Source organism: Klebsiella quasipneumoniae subsp. quasipneumoniae (assembly GCF_020525925.1).
Lineage (GTDB): Bacteria > Pseudomonadota > Gammaproteobacteria > Enterobacterales > Enterobacteriaceae > Klebsiella > Klebsiella quasipneumoniae.
The window spans coordinates 2,561,513-2,582,737 of sequence record NZ_CP084876.1; the positions used below are offsets into that span (position 1 = coordinate 2,561,513).

Genomic DNA, 21,225 nt, shown 5'->3' on the forward strand with positions numbered 1-21,225 from the left:
TATTAAATAAATTACGGAGAATCGAGATGAATATCGTCGGAGTTACCGCCTGTACGGTGGGAATTGCACACACCTATATTGCTCAAAAGAAAATTGAAACAGCCGCCAAAAAAGCCGGTCATAACGTTAAAATAGAGACACAAGGGACCATAGGCATTGAGAATCAATTAACCGCTGATGAGATTGCCATGGCAGATATTGTGCTGCTTGCCGCTGATGTTAAAGTGACGGGAGAAGAGCGATTTGCGGGTAAGAAAGTGGTCAAAGTCGCCACAGAAACGGCAGTGAAATCTCCCAATAAGCTGATTGAAAAACTCAGCGAAATAGTCAATTCATAATTTTATTTCGGCCTGCTGACTCTATACTTAAGGGCGTAACTTATGTCTCTAAAACAAATATGGCAAGCAGCAAATCCTAAAGGACATCTGCTGACCGCTATCTCGTTTCTGATCCCCATTGTCTGTGGCGCAGGGTTTATTATTGCTATCGGCATGGGGCTTGGTGGAACAGTGCAGGACACGTTAACTCCGGGGCAATTTGATTTATGGCAGGCGATGGCCACTCTGGGCGCTAAGGCGCTTGGGCTGCTGCCGGTGGTCATTGCGGTGGGGATTTCCGGCTCGATTGCTGGCAAGCCGGGCATCGCACCGGGATTTGTCGTCGGGCTGGCGGCAAACACCATCAGCGCTGGCTTTATCGGCGGGATGATCGGGGGCTACATTGCCGGCTATATCGCGCTGGCGATCATTAAAAAGGTGAAGGTCCCGGACTGGGCCCGCGGGTTGATGCCGACGTTGATCGTGCCCTTTTTTGCTTCCATAATCAGCTGCCTGATTATGGTCTATATCATCGGTACGCCTATTGGTATCTTTACGGAAGCGCTTACGTCTTTCCTGAGAAGTATGGGTACGTCATCGAATTTAGTGTTGGGCGCAGTGATAGGCGCGCTGTGTATCGTTGATTTTGGCGGCCCGCTCAATAAGACATGCTTTGCCTTCGTTCTGACGCTGCAGGCGCAGGGAATAAATGAGCCGATTACCGCGCTTCAGTTAGTTAACACCGCAACGCCTATTGGTTTCGGCCTGGCTTTTTTCATTGCCAAGCTTCTGCGTAAGAACATCTATAACAGTGAAGAAGTGGAAACCTTAAAATCGGCGGTTCCGATGGGGATTGTTAATATCGTTGAAGGCTCTATCCCGATCGTCATGAACGATATCGTCCGCGGTATCGCCGCCGCGGCCATCGGCGGCGCGTGCGGTGGGGCAGTGACCATGGTATATGGTGCGGACGCCACGGTGCCTTTTGGTGGGGTATTGATGATCCCCACCATGTCACATCCCATGGCCGGCATTATGGCGCTGCTGGTGAATATCGTGGTCACCGCTACAGTCTACGCTGTCATCAAAAAAGATATACCGCGCGATGTCATTGTTAATAACGATCACGAAGAAGAGGATATCGACCTCGATGATATTAAAGTGAGCTAACTTACCTCTATATTATTTTATCAATCGCATTGTGCTATTCCTGCACACCCGCCCATAGCCGACTGTTTCCTGGTTATGGGCTGTGTTTTGCGTCTGGCAGAAGCCCAGGTGAAGGTGGAGCAGGGTGATCATTCTTGTTGCAAAAATGTGAACGCTTCAGTAGCCTTGTCTCTTTCGGAGACAGGAAATGCTCGTCACTGATTCACTTCTGGCTTACACCCTCGCTGCCACTCTGCTTACCCTGACGCCAGGTTTGGATACCGCGCTTATACTGCGCACGACGACCGCTGAAGGCGGGCGCAAAGCCTTGCATGCCGCGTTAGGTATCGATCTCGGGTGCTTTATCTGGGGCGCGCTGGTGGCCTTTGGTTTGGGCGCGCTGCTGGCGGTTTCTGAGCTGGCATATACCTTGTTGAAATGGTGCGGCGCGGGCTACCTTTGTTGGCTGGGCATCCAGCTGCTTCTGCGTCCGCGCCAGCAATTTGACAGCAATCCGGCAGCGGCAACCGCCACGAGCAACTGGTTTCTGCGTGGGATGCTGGGAAATGTGCTTAATCCCAAAATGGGCGTCTTCTACGTTTCGTTTTTACCTCAGTTTATCCCGGCGGGGCATTCCCCCATCACATGGACCTTTCTCCTGGTTACTATCCATGTACTGATTGGTACGCTGTGGTCGTTAACGCTGATTACCGTCACTCGTTATGCCGCCGGTATTCTGAAAAAAACGGCGGTAGTGAAATGGATGGATCGAACGACCGGCTGCCTGTTTCTGCTTTTTGCGGCGAAGCTGGCGATGAGCCGCCGGTAATAAAACAGGGGCCTTTGCCCCTGTTTTTGCGCTTTGCTCAGCTATCTTGAGGTACACGCTCTACGATCCCGGCCAGGTCACACACTGTGCCGGATCAAACACCGTTTTCCAGTCTTGCTTCATATCAACGACGGTCCAGCCATGCGCTTTTGCCTGCGTTAATCCATCAACCAGCTTGTCATAGGCATATTCACACACGGGAGCCGTATGATGAACCAGAAGGCGAAAGGAGACGGGTAAAAAAGCTTATATTAATTTTAGTAATAAAATTAATAGGCTTGACGAAAAATCACGTATCGTCAATGAAATATTACTAGCGGTTATAGTGAATTCTCTGTCACAGATCGGAATACCAGATTAATTCAAAAACGAGACTATATAAAAGGAAATGTTGTTTATTAATAAATTAGCGGCGCTACGGCATCCCGTGTCAGTTACGAAGCATCACTTCCATCGTTGCGTCAAATAAATGGAAGGAAAATCCGAATATCCCTTTAACTTATTATCATGCAAAAGTTTAGTGTATTCATGCTGAATCGATTAAATAATCGTATTATTTTATAGGCTACGTATTATGCATTACTGGTGAAAAATGTTATCCTTTGGGCAATGTTGATGTGAACTCACTTTTAACTTCGAAATAGTCGGTTGTATCCGTTAGTCGGCGGGGGGAGAGATATAAGACAGGCGAACAATATCTTCTGGTGCGTATTGCAGAAGCGAACGGCTAGTCTATGCTCAATTATTAAAGAGAAATAGTTCAAAACTTTTCAGAACAATAACAACAATGTTTCGTGGGTTGAGGGTGGAAATGAAGCAAATTCTGTTCATTTGTCTGGCGAGCTTGTTCACGATAACAAGTTTCATTTCGCATGCCGCAGAGCCACGACAGGAGGCGACGCCGCAAGAGCGTGCGCGTACGGTATATATCTTTCATCAGCCGATAGTCATGCTGCAGGCTAAATTTGGACTTACCACGCCGGAAGAGCGGGTATTGCGAATTAGAAATACGCTGCGGAATTTCACTGAGGAGGATGTTCGCCAACCTCTCAAACTGGTGTCTGTTACCCGTTATAACCAGCCTGGAAAACTCATCGTGATGAACGGTAAGCCAGTTATGCTGCTTACCGAAGGTGATCTTGACGAAGGGGATGATCTCACGCTCGATCAGGCCGCGCAGCGGGTTATGGCGCGTATGGAGGCACAGAGAACCGCTCTGCGCGACCAGTATAACCGCAGCTGGCTGGTGCTTTCCGCCATAAAAGCCGTTGGAGGACTGCTTGGGCTAGCTGCGCTTTGGTACGGTGCATACCGCTCATGGCGCAGGGTAAAACATCTATTTCGGCGACGTATCATCGAGAATCGTAGCTGGATCCCCCAAAGCTGGCGACGCTTTATCGGTGCTATCGAAGCGCGACTTTATGCCACATTGATGATCTTGCTGGGCGTCATAGCACTGTATGTCTGGCTGAGCTGGGTATTAAGCCTGTTCCCATGGACACGCGTATGGGGAGCCTCACTGGGCGATTGGTCTGTGCGCGCTTTTCAGGGCATAGCGCTTGCTGTGGTATCTGCCTTGCCGGGCCTGATGATTGTGCTGATTATTTTTATGCTAACCGCTGTGATTTTGAAACTGCTTAAAGTGGTTCTCAATCAGGTGGCAGCAGGGCGTTTGCAACTTCCTGGCATTCATCCGGAAACGGTCGGGGCGACTCGTAAACTGATCGTTGTGGTGGTATGGCTGTTTGCGCTGTCAGCAGCGTACCCTTTTCTGCCAGGCGCTAACTCACTCGCGTTTAAAGGGATCAGCGTCTTCTTTGGTCTGATGTTGACGTTAGGTTCCGCCGGGGTGATGAACCACGCCATGAGCGGTCTTGTACTGATTTATTCCCGTGCGCTGCGCAAAGGCGATGTGATACGCGTGGCCGATAACGAAGGGCTGGTGAGTGAAATTGGTATGTTGGCCACCAAGATCATTACCCGAGAAAATTACGTGGTCACGGTGCCTAATGCGGTGGTTGTGAGTGGAAAAATCACCAATTTGAGCGCACATGCTCACGGTGGTGGTATCAACCTGACCATCAGCGTGACGATTGGTTATGACACACCCTGGCGACAGGTTCATGCCATGCTAGAGCTCGCCGCCAAACGGGCAAGCTCAGTCGATCCGGCTCAACCACCGCTGGTACGCCAGCTCAGTTTGATGGACTGGTATATCGCCTATGAATTACAGGTACAACTGAAAGCAGGGCAATCCTTAGCCGCAGCACGCAATGAACTTTATAGCCATATTCAGGATGTATTTAACGAATTCAACGTACAGATTATGTCCCCGAATTATGTTATGCAACCCGAGGGTTCAGTCACTGTTGCCAAAGAAAACTGGTATTCAGCCCCGGCGGTTCCTCCTGATGGCAGTAAAAATGTGAGTGCGTAACTTATTTCCGTCCTTCCTGACAGAGAGGGACATTTTGTAATATAAATTGGCAGATAGCGCATGAAAAAAAAATTGATACTGGTATGTTTTGGGCTCCTTATTTCGCAGACCACGCAGGCGAGCGCACTCTACTTCTACGAAATTGGCACAGAAGATACGGCACTGGCAGGCGCAGGGCAAGCTGCTCGCGCTCAGGATGCATCAACGATTGTCACCAACCCGGCCGGGATGACTCGTTTGCCTGACCATATGTTTACGGGGGGAGTTCAGGCGATGGACGGTGATGTATCTTATTCACTTAACGATGACGCCGGACGTAAGAGCCCTGGGGATATTATGCGCTTCTTCCCTAATGCCAGCGCATTCTATGCGCAAAAAATCAATGATGATCTCTATGCTGGCCTCGGCATTTACGGCAACTACGGCCTGGGGATTGACTTTGGTCAGTGGGCTGGGGACAGATTAATCAAGAAAAGCACCATGGTGGCGATGACACTCAGCCCTTCCATAGCTTACAAATTAAGCGATAGAGTGTCTGTGGGCGGCTCTGTAAACATCAACTATGGCTTCCTGTCATTAACACGTAACGTCGATAATACTGATGAAACGCAGAAGGATCACGACTGGGCGTTAGGGTATCGTCTTGGCTTGCTGATGCAGCTGACGGACCAGACCCGGCTTGGTATAGCATGGACGAGTAAGACAGAATACGATTTTGATATTGATGGTAAGGCGCGCTTGCCGAATTTAGCCAACGTTGAGTACGAGCTTCCTGTCTCAGCGCAGGTACGCGCGCCTCAGCAAATTATGCTGAGCCTGGTGCATGATATCAATAAACGATGGTCGGTGATGGGCGATCTCGGTTGGCAGGACTGGAGCCAGTTTGGCGCCCCACAAATTGCCGTGGCGGGGCAGGAACTGGATAAAAATAGCCGTCTGAAGGATTCCTGGCATACGGCATTAGGCGTGCAGTACCGTCCTACCGAACAATGGCGTCTCAACGCTGGTGTTGCCTTTGACAGCACGGTATACGATTCGCAGAGTAACGTAGCGCTGACCTTACCGACGGGTGATGAATGGCGTTTTGCCACAGGCGCCCAGTACCAGATTACACCGCAGAGTAATATTGGCGTCGCCGTCTCCTACTTGCATATGCAATCGTCTCACGTTCAGTCGCCTGCTATCTATAGCGGTAGCTACAACCACCCATATTTATGGTTTGCTAATGTAAACTATAGTTATCAATTCTAATGGGCTGATGTCTTTGCCGTGCAATGCGCGGGGAGGGATGCACAGATGATTTTTTGTGCCCTCGTAAAGGGACATCACCGCCTTTGTACGGTGGGTGTGGCGTTTATCCTGATTCAGTTTGATTAATTCGCCTGTATATCCTGAGCGCTGGTTATCCACGATCCCTCGGGTCTTTCTTTGAGACCCGGGGGCGATGGTAAGTGGCGCAGGGAAGACGCCCGGCGGTCTGTTTCTGTGATTTGCCAGCTATCATTAATTTACATTTATAAAGCCCTTGGGCCAGTCGTTATTTATTGTCAGTTTATTGAGCAGGAGCATTAACTCATAATCGCTATGTAAGTTAAATTTCCTCATCACCATATATTTATGCGTATAGACCGTTTTCTCACTCACCATCAGTTCTTCGGCAATTTGCATGACTGACATCCCCTCATTTAAATAGCTCATGATGCGGATTTGCTGTGGCGACAGTTTGGTAAGCTGGCAATCACAACATGACCCGGTTGAGTGCCGATAATTTGTCTGCTGCAGCCGGTGCCAGGCGGTATGCATTGCTGTACGTAACTGCGTCACGGAATGTCGGCGAGAGAGAAAGATAATATCCTGAAAGCAAGAGGGTAGCGCTGAGACACGCATGTCATCATCAACAATACCAATCACAATGCTTTTTTTTCGACTCCGCAGCTCAGGGCGGCAAATAAAACATTCTCCTGGGCATAATGCCAGCACAATAACGTCCGCTACCTTCACGCTTTCGGAGGTAAAGTTAAAGCTGAAATTAACTTTAGTGTTGTGCTGAGAAAAGAAATCATTAAAAAAAAAGGTCAGTCCACGCCTAAAGAGGGTATCCCACTCTTTTATTACAATGTTAACCATTTACTATACCGAAACATAATTATTAAGCGCAGCTGCATTGGGGGAATAATAGACGCAGCTTTTTTACCCTGTTAGCTTCCTGAAGGGGAAGACGACTCAGGCGCCTATGACCCGCTATAGCCAGCGACCCGTCAGTTGTATTGCATTGTCAAAACGACAACGGCATGAATGGAACCTGGTGTTGGCCTTCCCGCCACTGAGGTCACCATGGCGCTCATCGGAATCGTCGCCGTTCTGTCTGCGGCAATATTTTGCGTGATGCTGGATCCGCTGCCCATCAACAAACCTGTAGTAGCATCAGACATCGCAATGGCCACACGGGTTGCAGTGCCACTGTTTTGGTAATAATTCATGCCCGCTTCCGGGTCAGGCGTTCCGCTAAAACGGGTTGTCACGCTTAGCGTACCCGGCGGACAGCGGGAAAACAGGAGATTAAAGGTAACCGGATCGGAAGATGACCCGGGGGTGAACATGTTTGTTGCCTGAATATTACCAAGATCAACATTCATATTTTCACTCCCCCCGTTAAAGACGCAGGGCGCTGCGATAATACGACCTGTGACTTTGATATCGACGTTGTCTGCCGACAACGCAGGCAATACTATTGCGCATGCCATCAGCAACACGAGTTTATTCATTTTCATTTAACAGTCCTTATTGATAGGTAAGACTCAGCGTTGCGGAGGCATTGGCGATGCCGGTGGTTACCGTTGTATTGGTCTGATAGTAGCGTGCGGTTAACGGAAACATCTCCTGGCCGCCATTGGTTCTCTTCAGAACAAGATTATTGCCAAGGATGAGAGGAGTATTGTTATAAACCAGCTGCACGCCAACCCCCTGTGCGACGCCTGCGCTTCCCTGACCGGTTAACGCCAGCACGGTATTATCGCTGACGTCTGGATTTTGTGCCCCGGAGAGCATGACGTTAATATTGGCTCCGGCATCACAGTCCAGAATGAGATTCTGCGTTTTCTGCGCATTAGCGGGGGTTGATCCCACCGCAGAACCAAACTCGCTGACCAAAACGTCCCCCAGTTCAAATACCATATTCGACGTTGTCACCGCGCATGCCACCTGGGTAATAGATCCGGCCCCCGCATTGACGGGGATCTCAGGAGCTTGTTCTCCGCCGAGATATTGCATCGTAAAGGCGACAAACGATGCCAGTTGCCCCGTTACTGAGCCAGATGTAATATCACCAATCTTCCAGAATTGTATAACCGGCTGATAATCATGAATAACCAGCTCGCCTGGGTTTGAAGACCAACTGGACATTGAAGCGTTACCGCGGTCAATATAATCGGTGCCGCTAAATGTCGACGCGCCTGCTTTGGAGTTCATGTAAAAGCCAAAAGAAATACCCACCCCAGGCACATTGGTTTGATAAACGCGCCGCGCGCCGTACGTCGCGACATAGGGTAAAATAGCGCTTTTCATTCCTGAGCTAGACCCTTCATTGCCGGTTGTGACGCAGGTATAAGCATGTGCTAAGGAGCCATATATCTCATTGCTTATCGCCTGGCCAACGGGAACATCGCGCTGAACGATAATATTGCCATAATCCACGGTATAGGGAGAGCCGATGTAAGTATAATCACAACAGAAGCCACTCAATGGAAACAACACAGCCAGCATTAATAATGCAGATCGGAAAAGTCGCATACCTATGCACCTGATATAAAAATTCATTTCAACGTTATCGGCAAACAGCATTATCGATAATCACATCGTTATTCAGCTTCGTCATGTTTATCGAGTAATGAACCCTGCAGGTGTTCACGGATTGATTTCCCCATTTCACGGTCAGGTTTACCTCGGGATCGAGACCCGTCAAATAGACCTGTCCGCTATCACCCACGATAAAACTGTTATGATCTGTTCCATCAACGCTGGCCATTGCGCCAAACGGCACTAACTGGCCGTTTCGCTGGCTCAAGGTCATCAACATGCGAACGCCTACGCTTGCCCGATAGTTCGCCCTGACAATCGCGCCACGCGTAGGAACCACGGTTTTGACCGTTTGCTCTAAATCAACATTAGCCGGTAATGTTTCAGTGATTAATGACACATCATTTTTGCGATAAGGCATTAAGTTAGAGGCAACCGTATATCCGCGATAATCGGTTGTCGCTCCGGTCATATTCTGGATGCCTACGCCGGCAGCCCCGGGGGCGGCAATCAGCACGTTGGTTTCACCCAGGGGCTGAGAAAACGTCACGCCATTGGCATGCGCAACCACGCCCCCCTGAATCCCATAATTCAGACGATCGGTATTTTTGTCATAGCTGTACCCGGCTGTGATTTCGCCATAGGTGCCGCGATAATCACCATTCATATTGCCGGTGTAGGCCGCATCGTGAGTGCCGAAACCCTGTTGAATATTCCAGTTGAGCGCATTATTCGGCAAAGCAACGCCATTTAACCCAGCGCTGTGTGTCGTACCGTTATTCTTGCTGGTATTCATGCCATAGTTTGCCCATGTCTGCGGCAACAGTTTTTCCAGGGGAATGCTGATATTCAGCGCCAGCATCTGGTTTTTATCGTCGCTCTGGGGTGAGCTGTACGATCCCGCGCTCCCATTCTTACTCAGCGTCCAGGTCAGGCCATAACTGATACTGTGCCAGTAGTTGTTATACCCAACGCTCCATGATTCCATCGCCTTACCCGAATTCCAGTAATCTTCACGCGCGGCGTTCAGCATCAACGATCCCAGATGGTCTCCCAACCCCTGGCTCAACGTCAGCTCAGCACGGTTGCGGCGTCGGTCCTGAAGCGCCTGACTGTCACCGTAAGAATCCAGGACCTCTTGCATGCCATAGTAGCCGCTGGTCGAATAGCGGTAGCCGGCAATCGCGAAGTTGGTGCCCGTTGCGGCAAAATTTTTACTGTATCGAGCCCGCCATGATTGCCCCCTGGATTTCGGCATATTTTGCGGCGTGGACCAGCCCTGGGTGATATCGCTGGAGATTGCGCCAAAGTCACCCATGTTTTTACCGACGCCCGCGGCGAGGGACTGGTACTTACTCGACTCCTGTAATCCGCCGTAAAACGTAAAGCCATAGGGCAAGCCGAGAATAACGCTCATCTGAGCAAAGGGCGTTTTGTCCACGCTGCCGTTGTAAGAACGATATTGGCCGCCCGTTAACGCATATTTTATTCGGCCTTCACGCTGTAATACGGGAAGGGAGGCAAATGGCACGCTAAAGTGCTGCTCACTGCCATCAGCCTCTTTAATAGTGACATCAAGATCGCCGGCGCCGCCGGTAGGATACATGTCCGTGATTTCAAAAGCCCCCGGCGCCACAAAGCTCTGGTATATCTGATAGCCATTCTGGCGAATTATCACCTGGGCATTGGTCCGGGCGATACCACGCACCACTGGGGCATAGCCCTTGAGGGAGTCGGGCAGCATGTCATCATCGGAGGCAAGTTGTCCTCCCCGAAAAGGCATGCTGTCGAAGACATCTGCCGGGGCAGAGCTATCACCCAGCGTGAGCTGCGACTGTAACGGGATTATCGTACGCTGAGCATAGGTATAAACCGTCTTCCAGGCATCGTGACCCTGTGAATCGCGCGACCAGGTGGTGTAATTTCTTAACCGCCAGGGGCCAATATTCACGCCAGGACGCAGGTTGGCATACTGATTATCGCTGGTGCTGCTGTTGCTATTTTTTGCCCAGTTATTGGCCCCACTCAGACTGTAGTTGAGCAGGGCGGCGTTAATCCCTTGATCCCAGCGATCCGGCGACACCGCTCCGCGCGCTTGCGCTGATAGTGCCGCTTGCGGAATGCTCAATACCAGACGCTGCATGGCAAACTGGAAATCCGTACTGGCCTGAGGGATCGCGGACAGGTTCGCACAGGATGTTTCGCCTTTTAACGCGGGAAAAAGTCCAGTCTTCACTCCCCAGCTTTCTAATTGCTCAATGGATAAACAGGGGATTAATTTGTCATCACCGCCAGGCTCTTTCAGCAACACAAACCTGATATCGCGGGTATCAACTAACCGATCGTCCAGGACGATATCAACATGATAATCCCCGGGAGCTTGTGCGCCCGATTCAAAACCAGAAAGATCGACTTTTTCTGTCCCCGGATTATCCAGTTCAACCAGTTCTGGATTAAAAAAATCGCGACTATAGCTATTTTGCGTATTACTGAAGAGCGCGATGGTTATCAATAATGCCAACCGTGGAGAACGTGCTTTTATATAATCCATTGCCATCATCATAAATCCCACTCAGTGTCTTTTCGCCGGTCTACAGACTGGCTTTGTGTTCTGCCCCGGGACTGCCATAATCATTGATAATTTTGAATGTCACTGGCCCGCCCGTTACGCCGGAGGGTAAATCAAACGTCGCTGTGCTACCGGGTAATACATAACTGACATCGGGTAATTTTTTACCTGATAGTGAAATTTCGTTAAAATTCATGACATGCCGAGTCGGATTGTTTACCTGTATCTTATTACCGATGCGTTGCCAGCGTAATTTTTCGACCTGCTCTTCAGGGGATGCGCCTTTCATCGCCGCCGGACGGTAGATGAGCTTGATTCTGGTTTTAATGGCAATTTGCAACGTATTGTCAACTTTAGCTGCAGAGGGTATGGCTTTTATATTAAGCCAAAATAAGCTCTCTTTATCCTGAGGTAATGCTCCGGTGGCAACAATGCGCTCGACGTTTTGTTGGCCATTATTCAGTCGATATAACGGTGGCGTAATGATGAAAGGCGCCTTTTCGGCACCGCCATCCGGCGTTTCGATCCAGGACTGGATCAGGTAGGGGGTTTTATCAGGATTATTTATGCCAATTGAGGCTTCTTTTTTATTACCATCAAAAATGACCCGCGTACCACCAATAACGACACCGGCCTGAGCAGCGGATAAGCCAATACTCAATATCGTGGTGGTAAGCAAGATACTGCGAAGAACATTCATTTTAGACCTCTGAAACATGGGGCCGTATCGACCCCATCAGCTTTTCTGGACAGAAAATCAGTTATATACAATGGAGAAGTTAGCAACAGAGTTGGCCGTACCCGGCGTTACTGATGCCGTGGTGGAGATATATTGCGCGTAGAATTTCAGCGTATTGTCCTGGGTGCTGCTAAGGGTGTAGTTATAGCTGTTCTCACCGTGCAAAGGCAGGTCGACTTTATCGGCGGTCATCAGGTTAATCGCCACCCCTGATGCCGCACTGGAGGTTGAGGTATCAATAGCCAGCAGGTTAGGGTTGGTCAGATCGGGGGTGCCATCAAAGCGTACTTTTGTCGAAGTCACTGTAGTTGGGCAGTTTTTAAGCACGATATTAAAATCCTTTGCAGCCGCTTTTGCGCCACTGTTCGGAAATTCAGTTTTATAAAAGTTACCGAGATTAACCTGCTGGTTTTGCGATGCCACATCGACTTCACAGGCAGTATCAAGAATATTGCCGACGAAATTCACGGTGCCAGCGGCAGCAAAAGCGTGAGACATAGACAGCGCTGCAGTTGCGGTCAAGGCAACTAAAACAAGACTTTTTTTCATTACGTTGTTTCCTTATTAACTTGGTTTGCCACTTATATTCAGGCAATAGGGTGCCGATGAGCGTTACACTCTTTTTGTACCAGCGCCTTATTTATTACTGTGCAGCATGGCAGCCATAATTAATTACGGTAAGATCATGAACTGTTCTGCTGGCTGGCTAAAATTTATCTAATCACTTTCTTAAACTCAAATGATTTGTGGGTCTATAAGTAGACTCTCACTTAACGAATAAGTAACATTCCTTTTTTATTGTGTTTATTAAGGTCCGGTCTATTTTTAGACTCAAAGGTCATGAGGCACAAAATCAATTACTTAGAGTACATCTTTAGCACGGTCTACTTTTGGACCCTAAACCAATATTTCGCGGTTTCTTCATTTTTAAGATAATTCGTCGGGTCGATCAATAAAGCGATCACCGTAGAGGAATTGAGGCAGCATATGAACACGCGCTTAACCACCCCGGAAAACCAGGACAAATCAATTGCCCTGGAATTAAAACCATTTCGGCACATCGAGACTCTGATAAATCATGTGTTGCCAGCAGCAGAAAGAGTAGTGATCGGCAGAGGTGAGGTCGTGCATTATTATAAAGATGATATCCGGCAATGTTTTTTACTATTGCAAGGTAGCGTCGCGCTGCACCGTCGCGGCGATGGCATTGTTTTAAATTCTGAATCATCACCCTTTATTCTGGGCGTCAGTAGTCAGTTTTCCTCAGAGCATCTCTATGTGAGAGCGCTGGAGACGTCAGAGATCGCCCGGGTGTCACTGGATTGTTTTAATCACATCGTGGCGCAACTGGATCTATGGGAACATTTTTCGAAACTCCTGATTTACACGGCCTCCCGGGTGTATGAGCATTGCGCACAAATCTCGCAGATGTCGGCTTATGACATCATCCGCTTTCAGCTTGTTGAACTGATGCAAGAGCCGGATGCGATACGGCAACAAATTACGGCTGCAGCCTATATTAAGAGCCGAACCTATCTTTCACGGAGCGGGATTATGCGAATTCTGGCAGAGCTGCGAACCGGGAACTACATCACCATGGAACGGGGTATACTTCTTGATATCAACCATTTGCCTCGAAAATACTGACGATGAGGATACCCGCAACAGGAAGCCAGGCTATAATCAGACAGGTCAATCTAAAGGTTATCGGTTATGTCCTCTTCAGCAAAACCTCACAGAGGTTCACCCTACGCGCAAGAGTTGATAATGCATTTACAGCCGTATTGCACGCCACGTAAAACTGAAAGGGGGGAGCAACTGGATTTCAAGGTGAATGGCCAGGGGATGTGTTACCTTATCCTTGAGGGAACCGTAGCGGTTTATCGCCGAAACGATAATATGATGCTGTCCACTGCGCGCAGTCCCGCCGTGTTTGGTCTTGCCAATCTGACGGATATTTACTTCGATGATTACATTAAAACTCTCAACTCCTGCGTGATTGGCGAGATCTCCACCGCTCGTGTTCATGACATTATTAAAGAAAAGTCGTTATGGGGGCTGCTCTCAAAGCAACTGATGTTTGTGTATGGCCGACTTTACAACAATGTGATGCCGCAGGGCGCACCGACGGCGTACGAGATGATCCGCCAGCAGTTGCTCAATTTAATCGAAGAAGATGAGAGTTATCGCGCCGCAGTCACAGCGGAACTCTACATCCGTGAGAAAACCCATCTTTCTCGCAGCGGCGTCATGCGCATTCTTGCAGATTTAAAAACGGGTGGTTTTATCGAAATGGAAGAGGGAAGACTCATTAAAATCCATAAGCTTCCCGCCAGGTACTAAATTCAGACACCGTCAGACAAATAAACGCCCTCATCTCCATTTAGCGACCACACCAGGGTCAATGATAATTTTTAATGCCCAGGGCAGGGCGCGCCATGTTCTACCCAGTGGTGCAACGATCGGGCGGGATCGTCCGCTTAGCCAGTTTTTTTTGCAAAATGATGATAATAATTGGGGATCCTGATGCGGAAATTGCACATAGCGTCAGCAACGTGTCCATATTCTGGAGCGCCATGCGATGGTCAGGTAACAGAAAAGCGGACAGGAAAAATGCGGCAGTCGTCATCAGATACATCATGGACGTCTGTAATGAAGAGAATCCCGCTCGTTGGTTGTTATCAGGAAACTGAATCGTAACCGCCGAAGATGAAACCAGACGACTGTAAGCTGCCCCGAGAAATAACGTCATAAACAGCGCCGGATGCGGATAGCCCAGGAGGGGTATCAGCAAGCTCAGAATAAAAACGAGGGTTGACCCGGTCGCCAAACTCAAGGCAGAAAAACGAGAGGTTAATGCCCCTGTCATTCTTGTTGACAGATACCCCGCCAGTCCCCCGTCGAAGAACAGCCAGGGCAGCAGGCCTTCAGAAGCCCCCAACAGCTGCGTCATTAATGGCGCCAGAACAGGAATGATCAGCATTGGACTAAACTGTACCAGCGCATTACCGGAAGCAAACAGTAAAGTATCAACATCGAGGGGCAGCGCGTGAGACGTGTCGAAAGCGACGGGGTCCTGAGGAATGACAGTGACGATCAATGGCAATGCCAACAAACAGAGCGTGCTGATTAACCACAACGCGACATGCCAACCGTAATGAGTACACAAAAATAATATAGCGGGCATCCCCACAACGCTTACCAGCGAAAATGACGCAATCACCGTCGCCAACATTTTTCCGCTCAAGTCAGCCGGCGTGTGGTTTATCAAAATACCGATCCCCACCCCCATTGTCGTCCCTCCAACCAGCCCTGCGAAGAGTCGCAAGGTAAGAAGAAGAGGAAAACTGGTTATGAATGTCGTCAACAGTGTCGCTATGGCTAGCAGCACCATATTAGCGATAAGAAAACGCTTCTTATTGCAACGGTCAACCCAGTAAAAGGCGATAATTCCCGACAGGACGGCTCCAGAGGTGTACATACCGGATACATAGCCTGAGAAGGAGACGGGAACAGCGAAATCCGCGGCCATAAATGTAAAAACAGGACTGAACATCATATATTCCAGCGCATTAGTAAACTGCACAAAAGCGATGACCAGCGCTATCCGTATCAGCGCCTTTTGATTAAATGTAGTGGTGACCCGTGGCATAGCAAGCGACCTGTTGATGAAAGATAACCTAGCTTAACTGCTATCAAACTTATCGATTAGATGGTAAAAATGGCACTCATTATTATCATATGTGGGATAGTTGATGCGGCCAGTTCTTGATTTTAATGCGCTGAAAGTCTTCATCGCTGTGGTTGAAAGAGACAGTTTTGTGGGGGCATCGAAAGCCCTTGAAATGCCGGCATCAAATGTCAGCCGTTGCATTGCTCAGCTAGAAGACAAACTGAATCTTCAGCTTATTGAACGCAGTACCCGACATATGAAACTCACTCAGGCGGGGCATCTACTCTATACCCGGGCGAAGCCATTACTGGAAGCGCTTGAGCAAACTGAAACCGAATTAACGTTGCGGCAAATGCAATTCAAAGGGCCATTACGTATCTGTATTCCCAATGAAATCGGTCCTGCACTGCTGGGCGCTGTTGTTGCCGATTTCGCCTGTCAGCATCCGGACCTGGAGATAAGTTGCGTCACCAATTTGTCTGGTTATGAATCCCTGCGCGATGATCTGGATCTCGCTGTCATTGTGAGTCGTGGTCAGATGGATGACAGTGACTACATAGCCCGTCATCTGGTGACCATCCCTTGCACCATCGTTGCGGCTCCCTCCGTTATCCAGCGTTATGGCACGCCTTCTCGTATACAGCAATTTGAAGAATTGCCCTGTATTACAACGGTAAATGCGCTTAAAGGCGCTCCCTGGCAGTTTGTGAATAAAAAGGGCGGATTCGAGACGATTAAAGTGAACGGTCGTTATCGGGTCAACAGCGGGGAGATGGCAGGGCGAGCGGCCATCTCAGGCGTCGGTTATGCCATCCTGTCGAAACAAGCCTGCCAGCCCTATATTGACGATGGCCGGTTAATCGAAATTGAATTTGAACAATCGGCAGCCCCCTTGCAATTGTTCGCCCTGTATTCCGATCGGCGTTATTTGCCGGCAAAAACAAGAGCGCTTATTGATTTCATGCATCAGAGATTGAGTCATGAATAAGAGGCCATCATCAGCGCACCTGGATGCGCTGTCCCGTTCAGCCGGCGCTCTTGCCGCTCATCACCTCGACTCAAGCACCATTGAATCACTCCTCGCTGATCGCCAAAAAGCGTCTGTTAAGCAGGCTGTCAGATTATCTTTTTAGCCATTGCCCTGGCGATGACCGGGGCGCTTTCTACGGACAAGCTCAGGCCTTCAAGTCCAGAACGACATGGCTAAATGTTTGATAGGTTTTTTCATCTGGCGCAGGCGGAATTTTGGCGGCTTTCAGCGCGGACATCACCTGCGCGCAGAATGGCCGATCGCCGTTCTCGACCGCCGGATCCTGCACCGTCCCGTCACGCTGCAGGGTAAAGCGCACCGAGCATTTTTGCCCTTGCCAGGAGTCCGGCTGGTCTATGTTAGCGAAGATAGCCGCCTGGATCCGCGCCAGATAGCGTGAGGCATTGGCCTGCGGTGACGTATCGGCACCCGTTTGATAATCGCGAAGTATCTTATCCACTTCTGCCGATATTTGAGCGTCTTCGGCGCTGTCCGGCGCAGAAGCATGACCCGAACAGGCGGAAAGGAGGAAAGAGAGGGTGCAAACGAGCACGGCGTTAATTTTCACGGACATGGTAAGCCTCCTTGCTGGTGGTGAAACATTTCGTGTACGAGGCGGTTATCCTCTGTTATTCCGCGAGATTATTCAAACGCTGAATGCATCATGTTCGTTTTAAGTGACACTGTCACACATTTTTGGCTTTCATCGCGGACGGTTAGGCCATCCAGTCGCGAATCAGGTCACCGTATAGCCGTTCTGCCTCCGCCAGCCGGCTGAGCAGGCAGTACTCGTCGGTTTGATGAGCCATCGACGGCTCCCCGGGGCCGAGAATAATACAGGGCGGGTCGCCCAGGGCAGGCAGCAGCAGCGAGGCGTCGGTAAAGTAGGGCACCACGCGCGGCGTAATCGGCTCAGCGTGCAGCGGCTGACAGCGTTGGTAAACCTGCTTAATCCATGCGTGATCCTCCCGGCTCAGGACCGCAGGCAGGTCGACCAGCGTGGTGACCGTAACGCTTTCGCCCAGCAGCGTCGTCAAGCGCTCCCGGATAGCGGCGTGCTGTAAATTGGGCGCGCTGCGGATATCGACATCAAAACGCGTGCGGTCCGGTACGGAATTAATATTGAGTCCGCCCTCTATGCGTCCGACGTTGAGGGTGGGTTGCTTCATCAGCGGATGCGGCGCGCCCGGCGAAAAATGCTGGATCTTACCCAGCGCATCCGCCGCAAGATAGATAGCATTGATCCCCAGCTCCGGCATCGCGCCGTGGGCGGTTTTTCCCCGCGTTTCGCAGCGTAGCCAGAGGGCGCCTTTATGGCCGATAACCGGGTAGTTGGCGGTGGGCTCACCGACGATCAGCGCGCCCACCTCTGGCAACGTCTCGGAGGCGATCAGCGCCCGCGCGCCGTCGCAGCCGGTCTCTTCTCCGCCGGTGATCAGCAATAGTGCGCCGCGCCCGGCGCGAATCGTTTGCCGCTGATGAACGCAGGCGACGGCAAATGCCGCTATCGCCGCTTTCATATCGCTCGACCCGCGTCCATAAAGACGCCCGTCTTCCATCTGCGCACCGAAAGGATCGTACTGCCAGCGGGCATTTCCCAGCGGGACGGTATCCAGATGTCCGGTAAAAGCCAGCGGTTTACCGCTCTTCGACCCGGGCAGCCTGGCGATAAGATTGCTGCGTCCCTCGCCGAATGACGACAGCGACACCTCAAAACCGCTATCGGCAAGCCAGTCGGCGAAGAACCGCATGCAGTCGGCTTCGCTGCCCGGCGGGTTGATGGTGTTAAAGCCCAGCAGTTGCCGGGCGAGCTCAAGGGTAGCGGTCATCAGCGGCGTTCCGTCAGCCAGTCGAGGCAGTTAATCCACAGCTGGCGATAGCCGGGCCATTTGGCAAACTCTTCCGGCAGCCAGTGTGCCGACATGTCGCTGGTCCACACCAGCGAGCGCCCCCGCTGATATTCGCGAATGGCCAGCAGAGGATGATCGGTACCGGCCACGGTCGCCAGCAGTTTACCTTCCGGATGCATTTCAACCTCGTTATAGCCCAGCAACCACGGCCATTCGTCCGGAATATCGTTAAACAGGGGGTGAGATCCCGCCACTTCAGCAAAGCAGCCTTCCGGGGTTTCAATGCGATCGTCCCAGGCCAGGCAGCGAACCGGCAGCACTTTCTCCACCGCGGTATTACGGTAGCGTGCGCCGCCGTTGATCCCCTGGAAGCTGTAATAGCCGCCGATCATCATCAGCGCCCCCCCGCCGGCCACGTAATCATGCAGGAGCGTTAGACGGTTGGCGGTGCGGCGGCTCTTCAGCCAGGTGTCCGGATGCAGCAGCAGCGTATTGGCGCCGATATCCGAAAGGATGATCGCATCCCAGTGTTCCAGCGCTTCCAGCGTCAGCGGAAAGTCTGTCGCCGCCGCGTGGGCGGGCATATAGGTAATGGCATAGGGACTGTCGGCGAGCGCGGCCAGAAAATCCGTTGCGCCGGTGTGCCAGGTGGCGGTGGCAAACTGGTCGAAGCCTTTAACGTGCGTTGAGGTGCTGGTCCAGGACTCACCGACCAGTAAGATTTTTTTCTGCATGATGACGTTTCCTTTTATCCGCCAAAGACCCGCTGGGGGTTTCCAATCATTAAGGTTTCAAGCTGTTCGCCGCTGACGCCGTGGCGCCGCAGACGCGGAACAAAATGCTTGAGTATGTAGCCGTAACCGTGGCCGCCGTAGCGGGTGAGCATGGTTTTCAGGAAGACATCCTGCGACAACAGAATGTGCTGGATATAGCCGTCGTCAATTAACTCGCGGATCGCGCGGGCGTTCTCCTCGTCGGAGGGCGACTGCGCTGACTCGTCGGCGTAGTAATAGCTCATGCCAATCATGTCGTATTCGAGGAATGCTCCGCGCTGCGCCAGTTCGCGCTGGTAGCGCTTATCGGCAAAGCTGGGGTTCATATGGCACAGCACGGTATGGCGTAAATCGGCGCCTTCCTGCTCGAGAATATCCAGCACCCGATGACCCAGCCGCTCCCAGCCCGGCAGATGGACCTCGATCGGCACGCCGGTCGCGGCGCTGGCCCGACCCGCAGCGCGCAGGGATTTCTCCTCATCCGGCGTAAAACGGCTGGAGATACCGATTTCGCCGATAAGCCCGGCGAGTACCTCCGGTTTCTCCTCCGCGCCGCCAAGATCGTAAATCAGCCGTTCGGTCAGCTGTTCAACACTGCTGGTCCTTACCCACTCGGGGTGCGAAGGCTCCAGATAGAGGCCGGTACCCATAATAATGTTCAGACCGGTCAGACGCGCGATGCGCGCCAGCGCTTTCGGATCGCGGCCAATACCGATATTGGTCGGATCGACCACGGTTTCGCCGCCAAGGGCGCGATATTTAGTGAGTTCCTCAATCGCAACGTCGACATCAAACAGCTGACAGTTATCGCGGCTCATCAACGGATTCAGCGACAGTTCGCCAAGGTTTTCCATTTTCACCGGCATTTCGGCAAGATGGCGATCGCTACAGCAGCAGGGCGGCACCCATTTGCCGGAGGCATCCAGCAGAATATGCTCATGCATCAGGGTGACGCCCATTTCGTTAATCGGCAGCGGGCCAAGCACTGTCATCACGTAACCGCTGCTGACGCCAACCGGCAGCGGTGAGGGATGACGAAAAATTGATCCGTTCATCAGCTATCCTTTTGCCGCGGAGCGCGTGGGGTTGAGAATGCGGGTGTTCAGCCAGATAGCCAGCAGGATAATGGTGCCGGTAGCTATCTGGGTGTAAAACGGCGAAATATGCGACAGGATCAGCCCGTTCTGAATGACCGCAATCGACAGCGCGCCCAGCAGCGTGCCGATAATGGTACCGAAGCCGCCAAACAGGCTGGTACTGCCGAGCACCACGGCGGCAATAACCTGCAGTTCAAAGCCTTCACCCTGGTTGGAGGAGCCGCTGCCGAGGCGAGCGGTAATGATCATTCCCGCCAGCGCGGCGGCCATGCCGCTGAGGATATAGACCTTCATCGTGACGGCTTTGGTGTTAATCCCGCTGCGTCGCGCGCCTTCAGCGTTGGCGCCGATAGCGGTCACGTAGCGACCAAAACGCATGTGATTAAGAACGATATGCCCGATCAGCAGAATCAGAATGCCGAGCAGCGCGGGCATGGGGATACCGACAACCCACGCGCGTCCGATAAAGGTAAACAGGCTGTCAGCCGGAACCGGAATCGAATAACCCTGAGTGATCAGCAGCGCGATGCCGCGAACCACTGCCAGAGTGGCGAGGGTGACGATAAACGCCGGAATCCCTTCATAGGCAATAAAGAAGCCGTTGATGGCGCCAACGACGCCGCCGAGCAGCAGGCCGCCGAGCAGTACCACCGGCCACGGCAGCCCCCAGCTATTCAGGGCGATAGCGGAGAGTGCGCCGACCAGCGCCAGGGTAGAGCCCACCGACAGATCGATACCGCCGGTGGTAATCACCAGGGTCATCGCCGTCGCGACGATCAGCAGCGGGGCGCTCTGACGGATGATATTCAGCCAGTTGGTGCCGGTGAGAAAGTTGCTGGTGATCAGCGAAAACACCACGCAGCAGAAGACGAAAAAGAGCGCGATGCTGACTACGCCCGAGTGGTTATGCAGCAGGCGGCGCGGCAGCGAATGCTGGATCATGCGGGAGCTGCTTAAGTTCATGATA

20 protein-coding genes and 1 pseudogene are annotated in these 21,225 nt (G+C 51.4%); 8 read left to right on the forward strand and 13 right to left on the reverse strand.

Going from position 1 to position 21,225, the window contains the following annotated elements; translation table 11 throughout:
- The first annotated feature begins 26 nt into the window (after nt 1–26).
- The 3 genes from LGM20_RS12465 (at nt 27) to LGM20_RS12475 (ending at nt 2,295) form a co-directional block, all read left to right on the forward strand.
- Entirely contained in the window at nt 27–338 is a 312-nt protein-coding gene (locus tag LGM20_RS12465) for a PTS fructose transporter subunit IIB (RefSeq protein WP_004179922.1), read from the forward strand.
- 42 nt (nt 339–380) lie between these two features.
- Complete coding sequence (locus LGM20_RS12470) at nt 381–1,487, forward strand: PTS fructose transporter subunit IIC (RefSeq protein ID WP_044523279.1); 1,107 nt, start codon at nt 381–383, stop codon at nt 1,485–1,487.
- Nucleotides 1,488–1,674: 187 nt separating this feature from the next.
- On the forward strand, nt 1,675–2,295 hold the full coding sequence (locus tag LGM20_RS12475) for a LysE family translocator (protein ID WP_044523277.1): 621 nt from the start codon (nt 1,675–1,677) through the stop codon (nt 2,293–2,295).
- 60 nt (nt 2,296–2,355) lie between these two features.
- Here the strand turns inward: LGM20_RS12475 and LGM20_RS12480 are convergent.
- Nucleotides 2,356–2,526, reverse strand: a pseudogene (locus tag LGM20_RS12480) (haloacid dehalogenase-like hydrolase); the annotation flags it as partial.
- 580 nt (nt 2,527–3,106) lie between these two features.
- On the opposite strand from LGM20_RS12480, the gene LGM20_RS12485 reads away from it, so the two are divergent.
- Nucleotides 3,107–4,732, forward strand: a complete 1,626-nt coding sequence (locus LGM20_RS12485) for a mechanosensitive ion channel family protein (protein ID WP_044523401.1) — start codon at nt 3,107–3,109, stop codon at nt 4,730–4,732.
- Between the two features lie 60 nt (nt 4,733–4,792).
- The gene (locus tag LGM20_RS12490) at nt 4,793–5,983 is read left to right on the forward strand and encodes an OmpP1/FadL family transporter (RefSeq protein WP_044523275.1); all 1,191 of its coding nucleotides are present in this window, start codon (nt 4,793–4,795) and stop codon (nt 5,981–5,983) included.
- Between the two features lie 252 nt (nt 5,984–6,235).
- On the opposite strand, the gene LGM20_RS12495 is transcribed toward LGM20_RS12490, so the two are convergent.
- The 6 genes from LGM20_RS12495 to LGM20_RS12520 all read right to left on the reverse strand — a co-directional run bounded on the left by LGM20_RS12495 (nt 6,236) and on the right by LGM20_RS12520 (nt 12,384).
- On the reverse strand, nt 6,236–6,859 hold the full coding sequence (locus LGM20_RS12495) for a helix-turn-helix transcriptional regulator (RefSeq protein WP_044523272.1): 624 nt from the start codon (nt 6,857–6,859) through the stop codon (nt 6,236–6,238).
- A gap of 131 nt (nt 6,860–6,990) precedes the next feature.
- The gene (locus tag LGM20_RS12500) at nt 6,991–7,503 is read right to left on the reverse strand and encodes a fimbrial protein (RefSeq protein WP_044523270.1); all 513 of its coding nucleotides are present in this window, start codon (nt 7,501–7,503) and stop codon (nt 6,991–6,993) included.
- 10 nt (nt 7,504–7,513) lie between these two features.
- Nucleotides 7,514–8,521, reverse strand: a complete 1,008-nt coding sequence (locus LGM20_RS12505; protein WP_044523267.1) for a fimbrial protein — start codon at nt 8,519–8,521, stop codon at nt 7,514–7,516.
- A gap of 34 nt (nt 8,522–8,555) precedes the next feature.
- Nucleotides 8,556–11,090 carry a fimbria/pilus outer membrane usher protein gene (locus tag LGM20_RS12510; RefSeq protein ID WP_077255372.1) on the reverse strand — a complete coding sequence of 845 codons (2,535 nt, stop codon included), beginning with the start codon at nt 11,088–11,090 and terminating at the stop codon, nt 8,556–8,558.
- Between the two features lie 28 nt (nt 11,091–11,118).
- Nucleotides 11,119–11,796, reverse strand: a complete 678-nt coding sequence (locus LGM20_RS12515) for a fimbrial biogenesis chaperone (protein ID WP_044523398.1) — start codon at nt 11,794–11,796, stop codon at nt 11,119–11,121.
- A gap of 57 nt (nt 11,797–11,853) precedes the next feature.
- Nucleotides 11,854–12,384: a fimbrial protein gene (locus LGM20_RS12520; RefSeq protein WP_023289719.1), complete on the reverse strand. Its 531-nt coding sequence runs from the start codon at nt 12,382–12,384 to the stop codon at nt 11,854–11,856.
- Nucleotides 12,385–12,822: 438 nt separating this feature from the next.
- On the opposite strand from LGM20_RS12520, the gene LGM20_RS12525 reads away from it, so the two are divergent.
- Entirely contained in the window at nt 12,823–13,482 is a 660-nt protein-coding gene (locus tag LGM20_RS12525) for a winged helix-turn-helix transcriptional regulator (protein WP_032452874.1), read from the forward strand.
- Between the two features lie 66 nt (nt 13,483–13,548).
- Nucleotides 13,549–14,178 (forward strand): helix-turn-helix domain-containing protein, encoded by a 630-nt coding sequence (locus LGM20_RS12530; protein ID WP_044523263.1) that lies wholly within the window; start codon nt 13,549–13,551, stop codon nt 14,176–14,178.
- 100 nt (nt 14,179–14,278) lie between these two features.
- Here LGM20_RS12530 and LGM20_RS12535 read toward each other — a convergent pair whose 3' ends face one another.
- Nucleotides 14,279–15,487, reverse strand: a complete 1,209-nt coding sequence (locus LGM20_RS12535) for an MFS transporter (protein WP_044523261.1) — start codon at nt 15,485–15,487, stop codon at nt 14,279–14,281.
- A 103-nt stretch (nt 15,488–15,590) separates the two neighbouring features.
- Here LGM20_RS12535 and LGM20_RS12540 point away from each other — a divergent pair, with 103 nt between their 5' ends.
- Entirely contained in the window at nt 15,591–16,496 is a 906-nt protein-coding gene (locus LGM20_RS12540) for a LysR family transcriptional regulator (protein ID WP_023289715.1), read from the forward strand.
- A 187-nt stretch (nt 16,497–16,683) separates the two neighbouring features.
- Here the strand turns inward: LGM20_RS12540 and LGM20_RS12545 are convergent, their stop codons facing one another.
- The 5 genes from LGM20_RS12545 to LGM20_RS12565 all read right to left on the reverse strand — a co-directional run bounded on the left by LGM20_RS12545 (nt 16,684) and on the right by LGM20_RS12565 (nt 21,221).
- On the reverse strand, nt 16,684–17,112 hold the full coding sequence (locus tag LGM20_RS12545) for a cell envelope integrity TolA C-terminal domain-containing protein (protein ID WP_023289714.1): 429 nt from the start codon (nt 17,110–17,112) through the stop codon (nt 16,684–16,686).
- A 142-nt stretch (nt 17,113–17,254) separates the two neighbouring features.
- Nucleotides 17,255–18,367 carry a M20 family metallopeptidase gene (locus tag LGM20_RS12550; RefSeq protein WP_044523257.1) on the reverse strand — a complete coding sequence of 371 codons (1,113 nt, stop codon included), beginning with the start codon at nt 18,365–18,367 and terminating at the stop codon, nt 17,255–17,257.
- Nucleotides 18,367–19,122 (reverse strand): glutamine amidotransferase, encoded by a 756-nt coding sequence (locus tag LGM20_RS12555; RefSeq protein WP_044523252.1) that lies wholly within the window; start codon nt 19,120–19,122, stop codon nt 18,367–18,369. The genes LGM20_RS12550 and LGM20_RS12555 overlap by 1 nt, the downstream gene beginning before the upstream one ends.
- 14 nt (nt 19,123–19,136) lie before the next feature.
- Entirely contained in the window at nt 19,137–20,216 is a 1,080-nt protein-coding gene (locus tag LGM20_RS12560; RefSeq protein WP_044523249.1) for a phosphotriesterase family protein, read from the reverse strand.
- A 3-nt stretch (nt 20,217–20,219) separates the two neighbouring features.
- Nucleotides 20,220–21,221, reverse strand: a complete 1,002-nt coding sequence (locus tag LGM20_RS12565; RefSeq protein ID WP_023289710.1) for an ABC transporter permease — start codon at nt 21,219–21,221, stop codon at nt 20,220–20,222.
- Nucleotides 21,222–21,225 lie beyond the last annotated feature (4 nt).

Bases quoted from the DNA above. Each gene is read 5' to 3' on its own strand.
- LGM20_RS12470 (WP_044523279.1), top strand. From the start codon at position 381: ATGTCTCTAAAACAAATATGGCAAGCAGCAAATCCTAAAGGACATCTG.
- LGM20_RS12495 (WP_044523272.1), bottom strand. From the start codon at position 6,859: ATGGTTAACATTGTAATAAAAGAGTGGGATACCCTCTTTAGGCGTGGA.
- LGM20_RS12490 (WP_044523275.1), top strand. From the start codon at position 4,793: ATGAAAAAAAAATTGATACTGGTATGTTTTGGGCTCCTTATTTCGCAG.
- LGM20_RS12525 (WP_032452874.1), top strand. From the start codon at position 12,823: ATGAACACGCGCTTAACCACCCCGGAAAACCAGGACAAATCAATTGCC.
- LGM20_RS12505 (WP_044523267.1), bottom strand. From the start codon at position 8,521: ATGCGACTTTTCCGATCTGCATTATTAATGCTGGCTGTGTTGTTTCCA.
- LGM20_RS12555 (WP_044523252.1), bottom strand. From the start codon at position 19,122: ATGCAGAAAAAAATCTTACTGGTCGGTGAGTCCTGGACCAGCACCTCA.
- LGM20_RS12465 (WP_004179922.1), top strand. From the start codon at position 27: ATGAATATCGTCGGAGTTACCGCCTGTACGGTGGGAATTGCACACACC.
- LGM20_RS12535 (WP_044523261.1), bottom strand. From the start codon at position 15,487: ATGCCACGGGTCACCACTACATTTAATCAAAAGGCGCTGATACGGATA.
- LGM20_RS12475 (WP_044523277.1), top strand. From the start codon at position 1,675: ATGCTCGTCACTGATTCACTTCTGGCTTACACCCTCGCTGCCACTCTG.
- LGM20_RS12515 (WP_044523398.1), bottom strand. From the start codon at position 11,796: ATGAATGTTCTTCGCAGTATCTTGCTTACCACCACGATATTGAGTATT.
- LGM20_RS12545 (WP_023289714.1), bottom strand. From the start codon at position 17,112: ATGTCCGTGAAAATTAACGCCGTGCTCGTTTGCACCCTCTCTTTCCTC.
- LGM20_RS12550 (WP_044523257.1), bottom strand. From the start codon at position 18,367: ATGACCGCTACCCTTGAGCTCGCCCGGCAACTGCTGGGCTTTAACACC.
- LGM20_RS12565 (WP_023289710.1), bottom strand. From the start codon at position 21,221: ATGAACTTAAGCAGCTCCCGCATGATCCAGCATTCGCTGCCGCGCCGC.
- LGM20_RS12520 (WP_023289719.1), bottom strand. From the start codon at position 12,384: ATGAAAAAAAGTCTTGTTTTAGTTGCCTTGACCGCAACTGCAGCGCTG.
- LGM20_RS12500 (WP_044523270.1), bottom strand. From the start codon at position 7,503: ATGAAAATGAATAAACTCGTGTTGCTGATGGCATGCGCAATAGTATTG.
- LGM20_RS12560 (WP_044523249.1), bottom strand. From the start codon at position 20,216: ATGAACGGATCAATTTTTCGTCATCCCTCACCGCTGCCGGTTGGCGTC.
- LGM20_RS12540 (WP_023289715.1), top strand. From the start codon at position 15,591: ATGCGGCCAGTTCTTGATTTTAATGCGCTGAAAGTCTTCATCGCTGTG.
- LGM20_RS12530 (WP_044523263.1), top strand. From the start codon at position 13,549: ATGTCCTCTTCAGCAAAACCTCACAGAGGTTCACCCTACGCGCAAGAG.
- LGM20_RS12485 (WP_044523401.1), top strand. From the start codon at position 3,107: ATGAAGCAAATTCTGTTCATTTGTCTGGCGAGCTTGTTCACGATAACA.
- LGM20_RS12510 (WP_077255372.1), bottom strand. From the start codon at position 11,090: ATGATGATGGCAATGGATTATATAAAAGCACGTTCTCCACGGTTGGCA.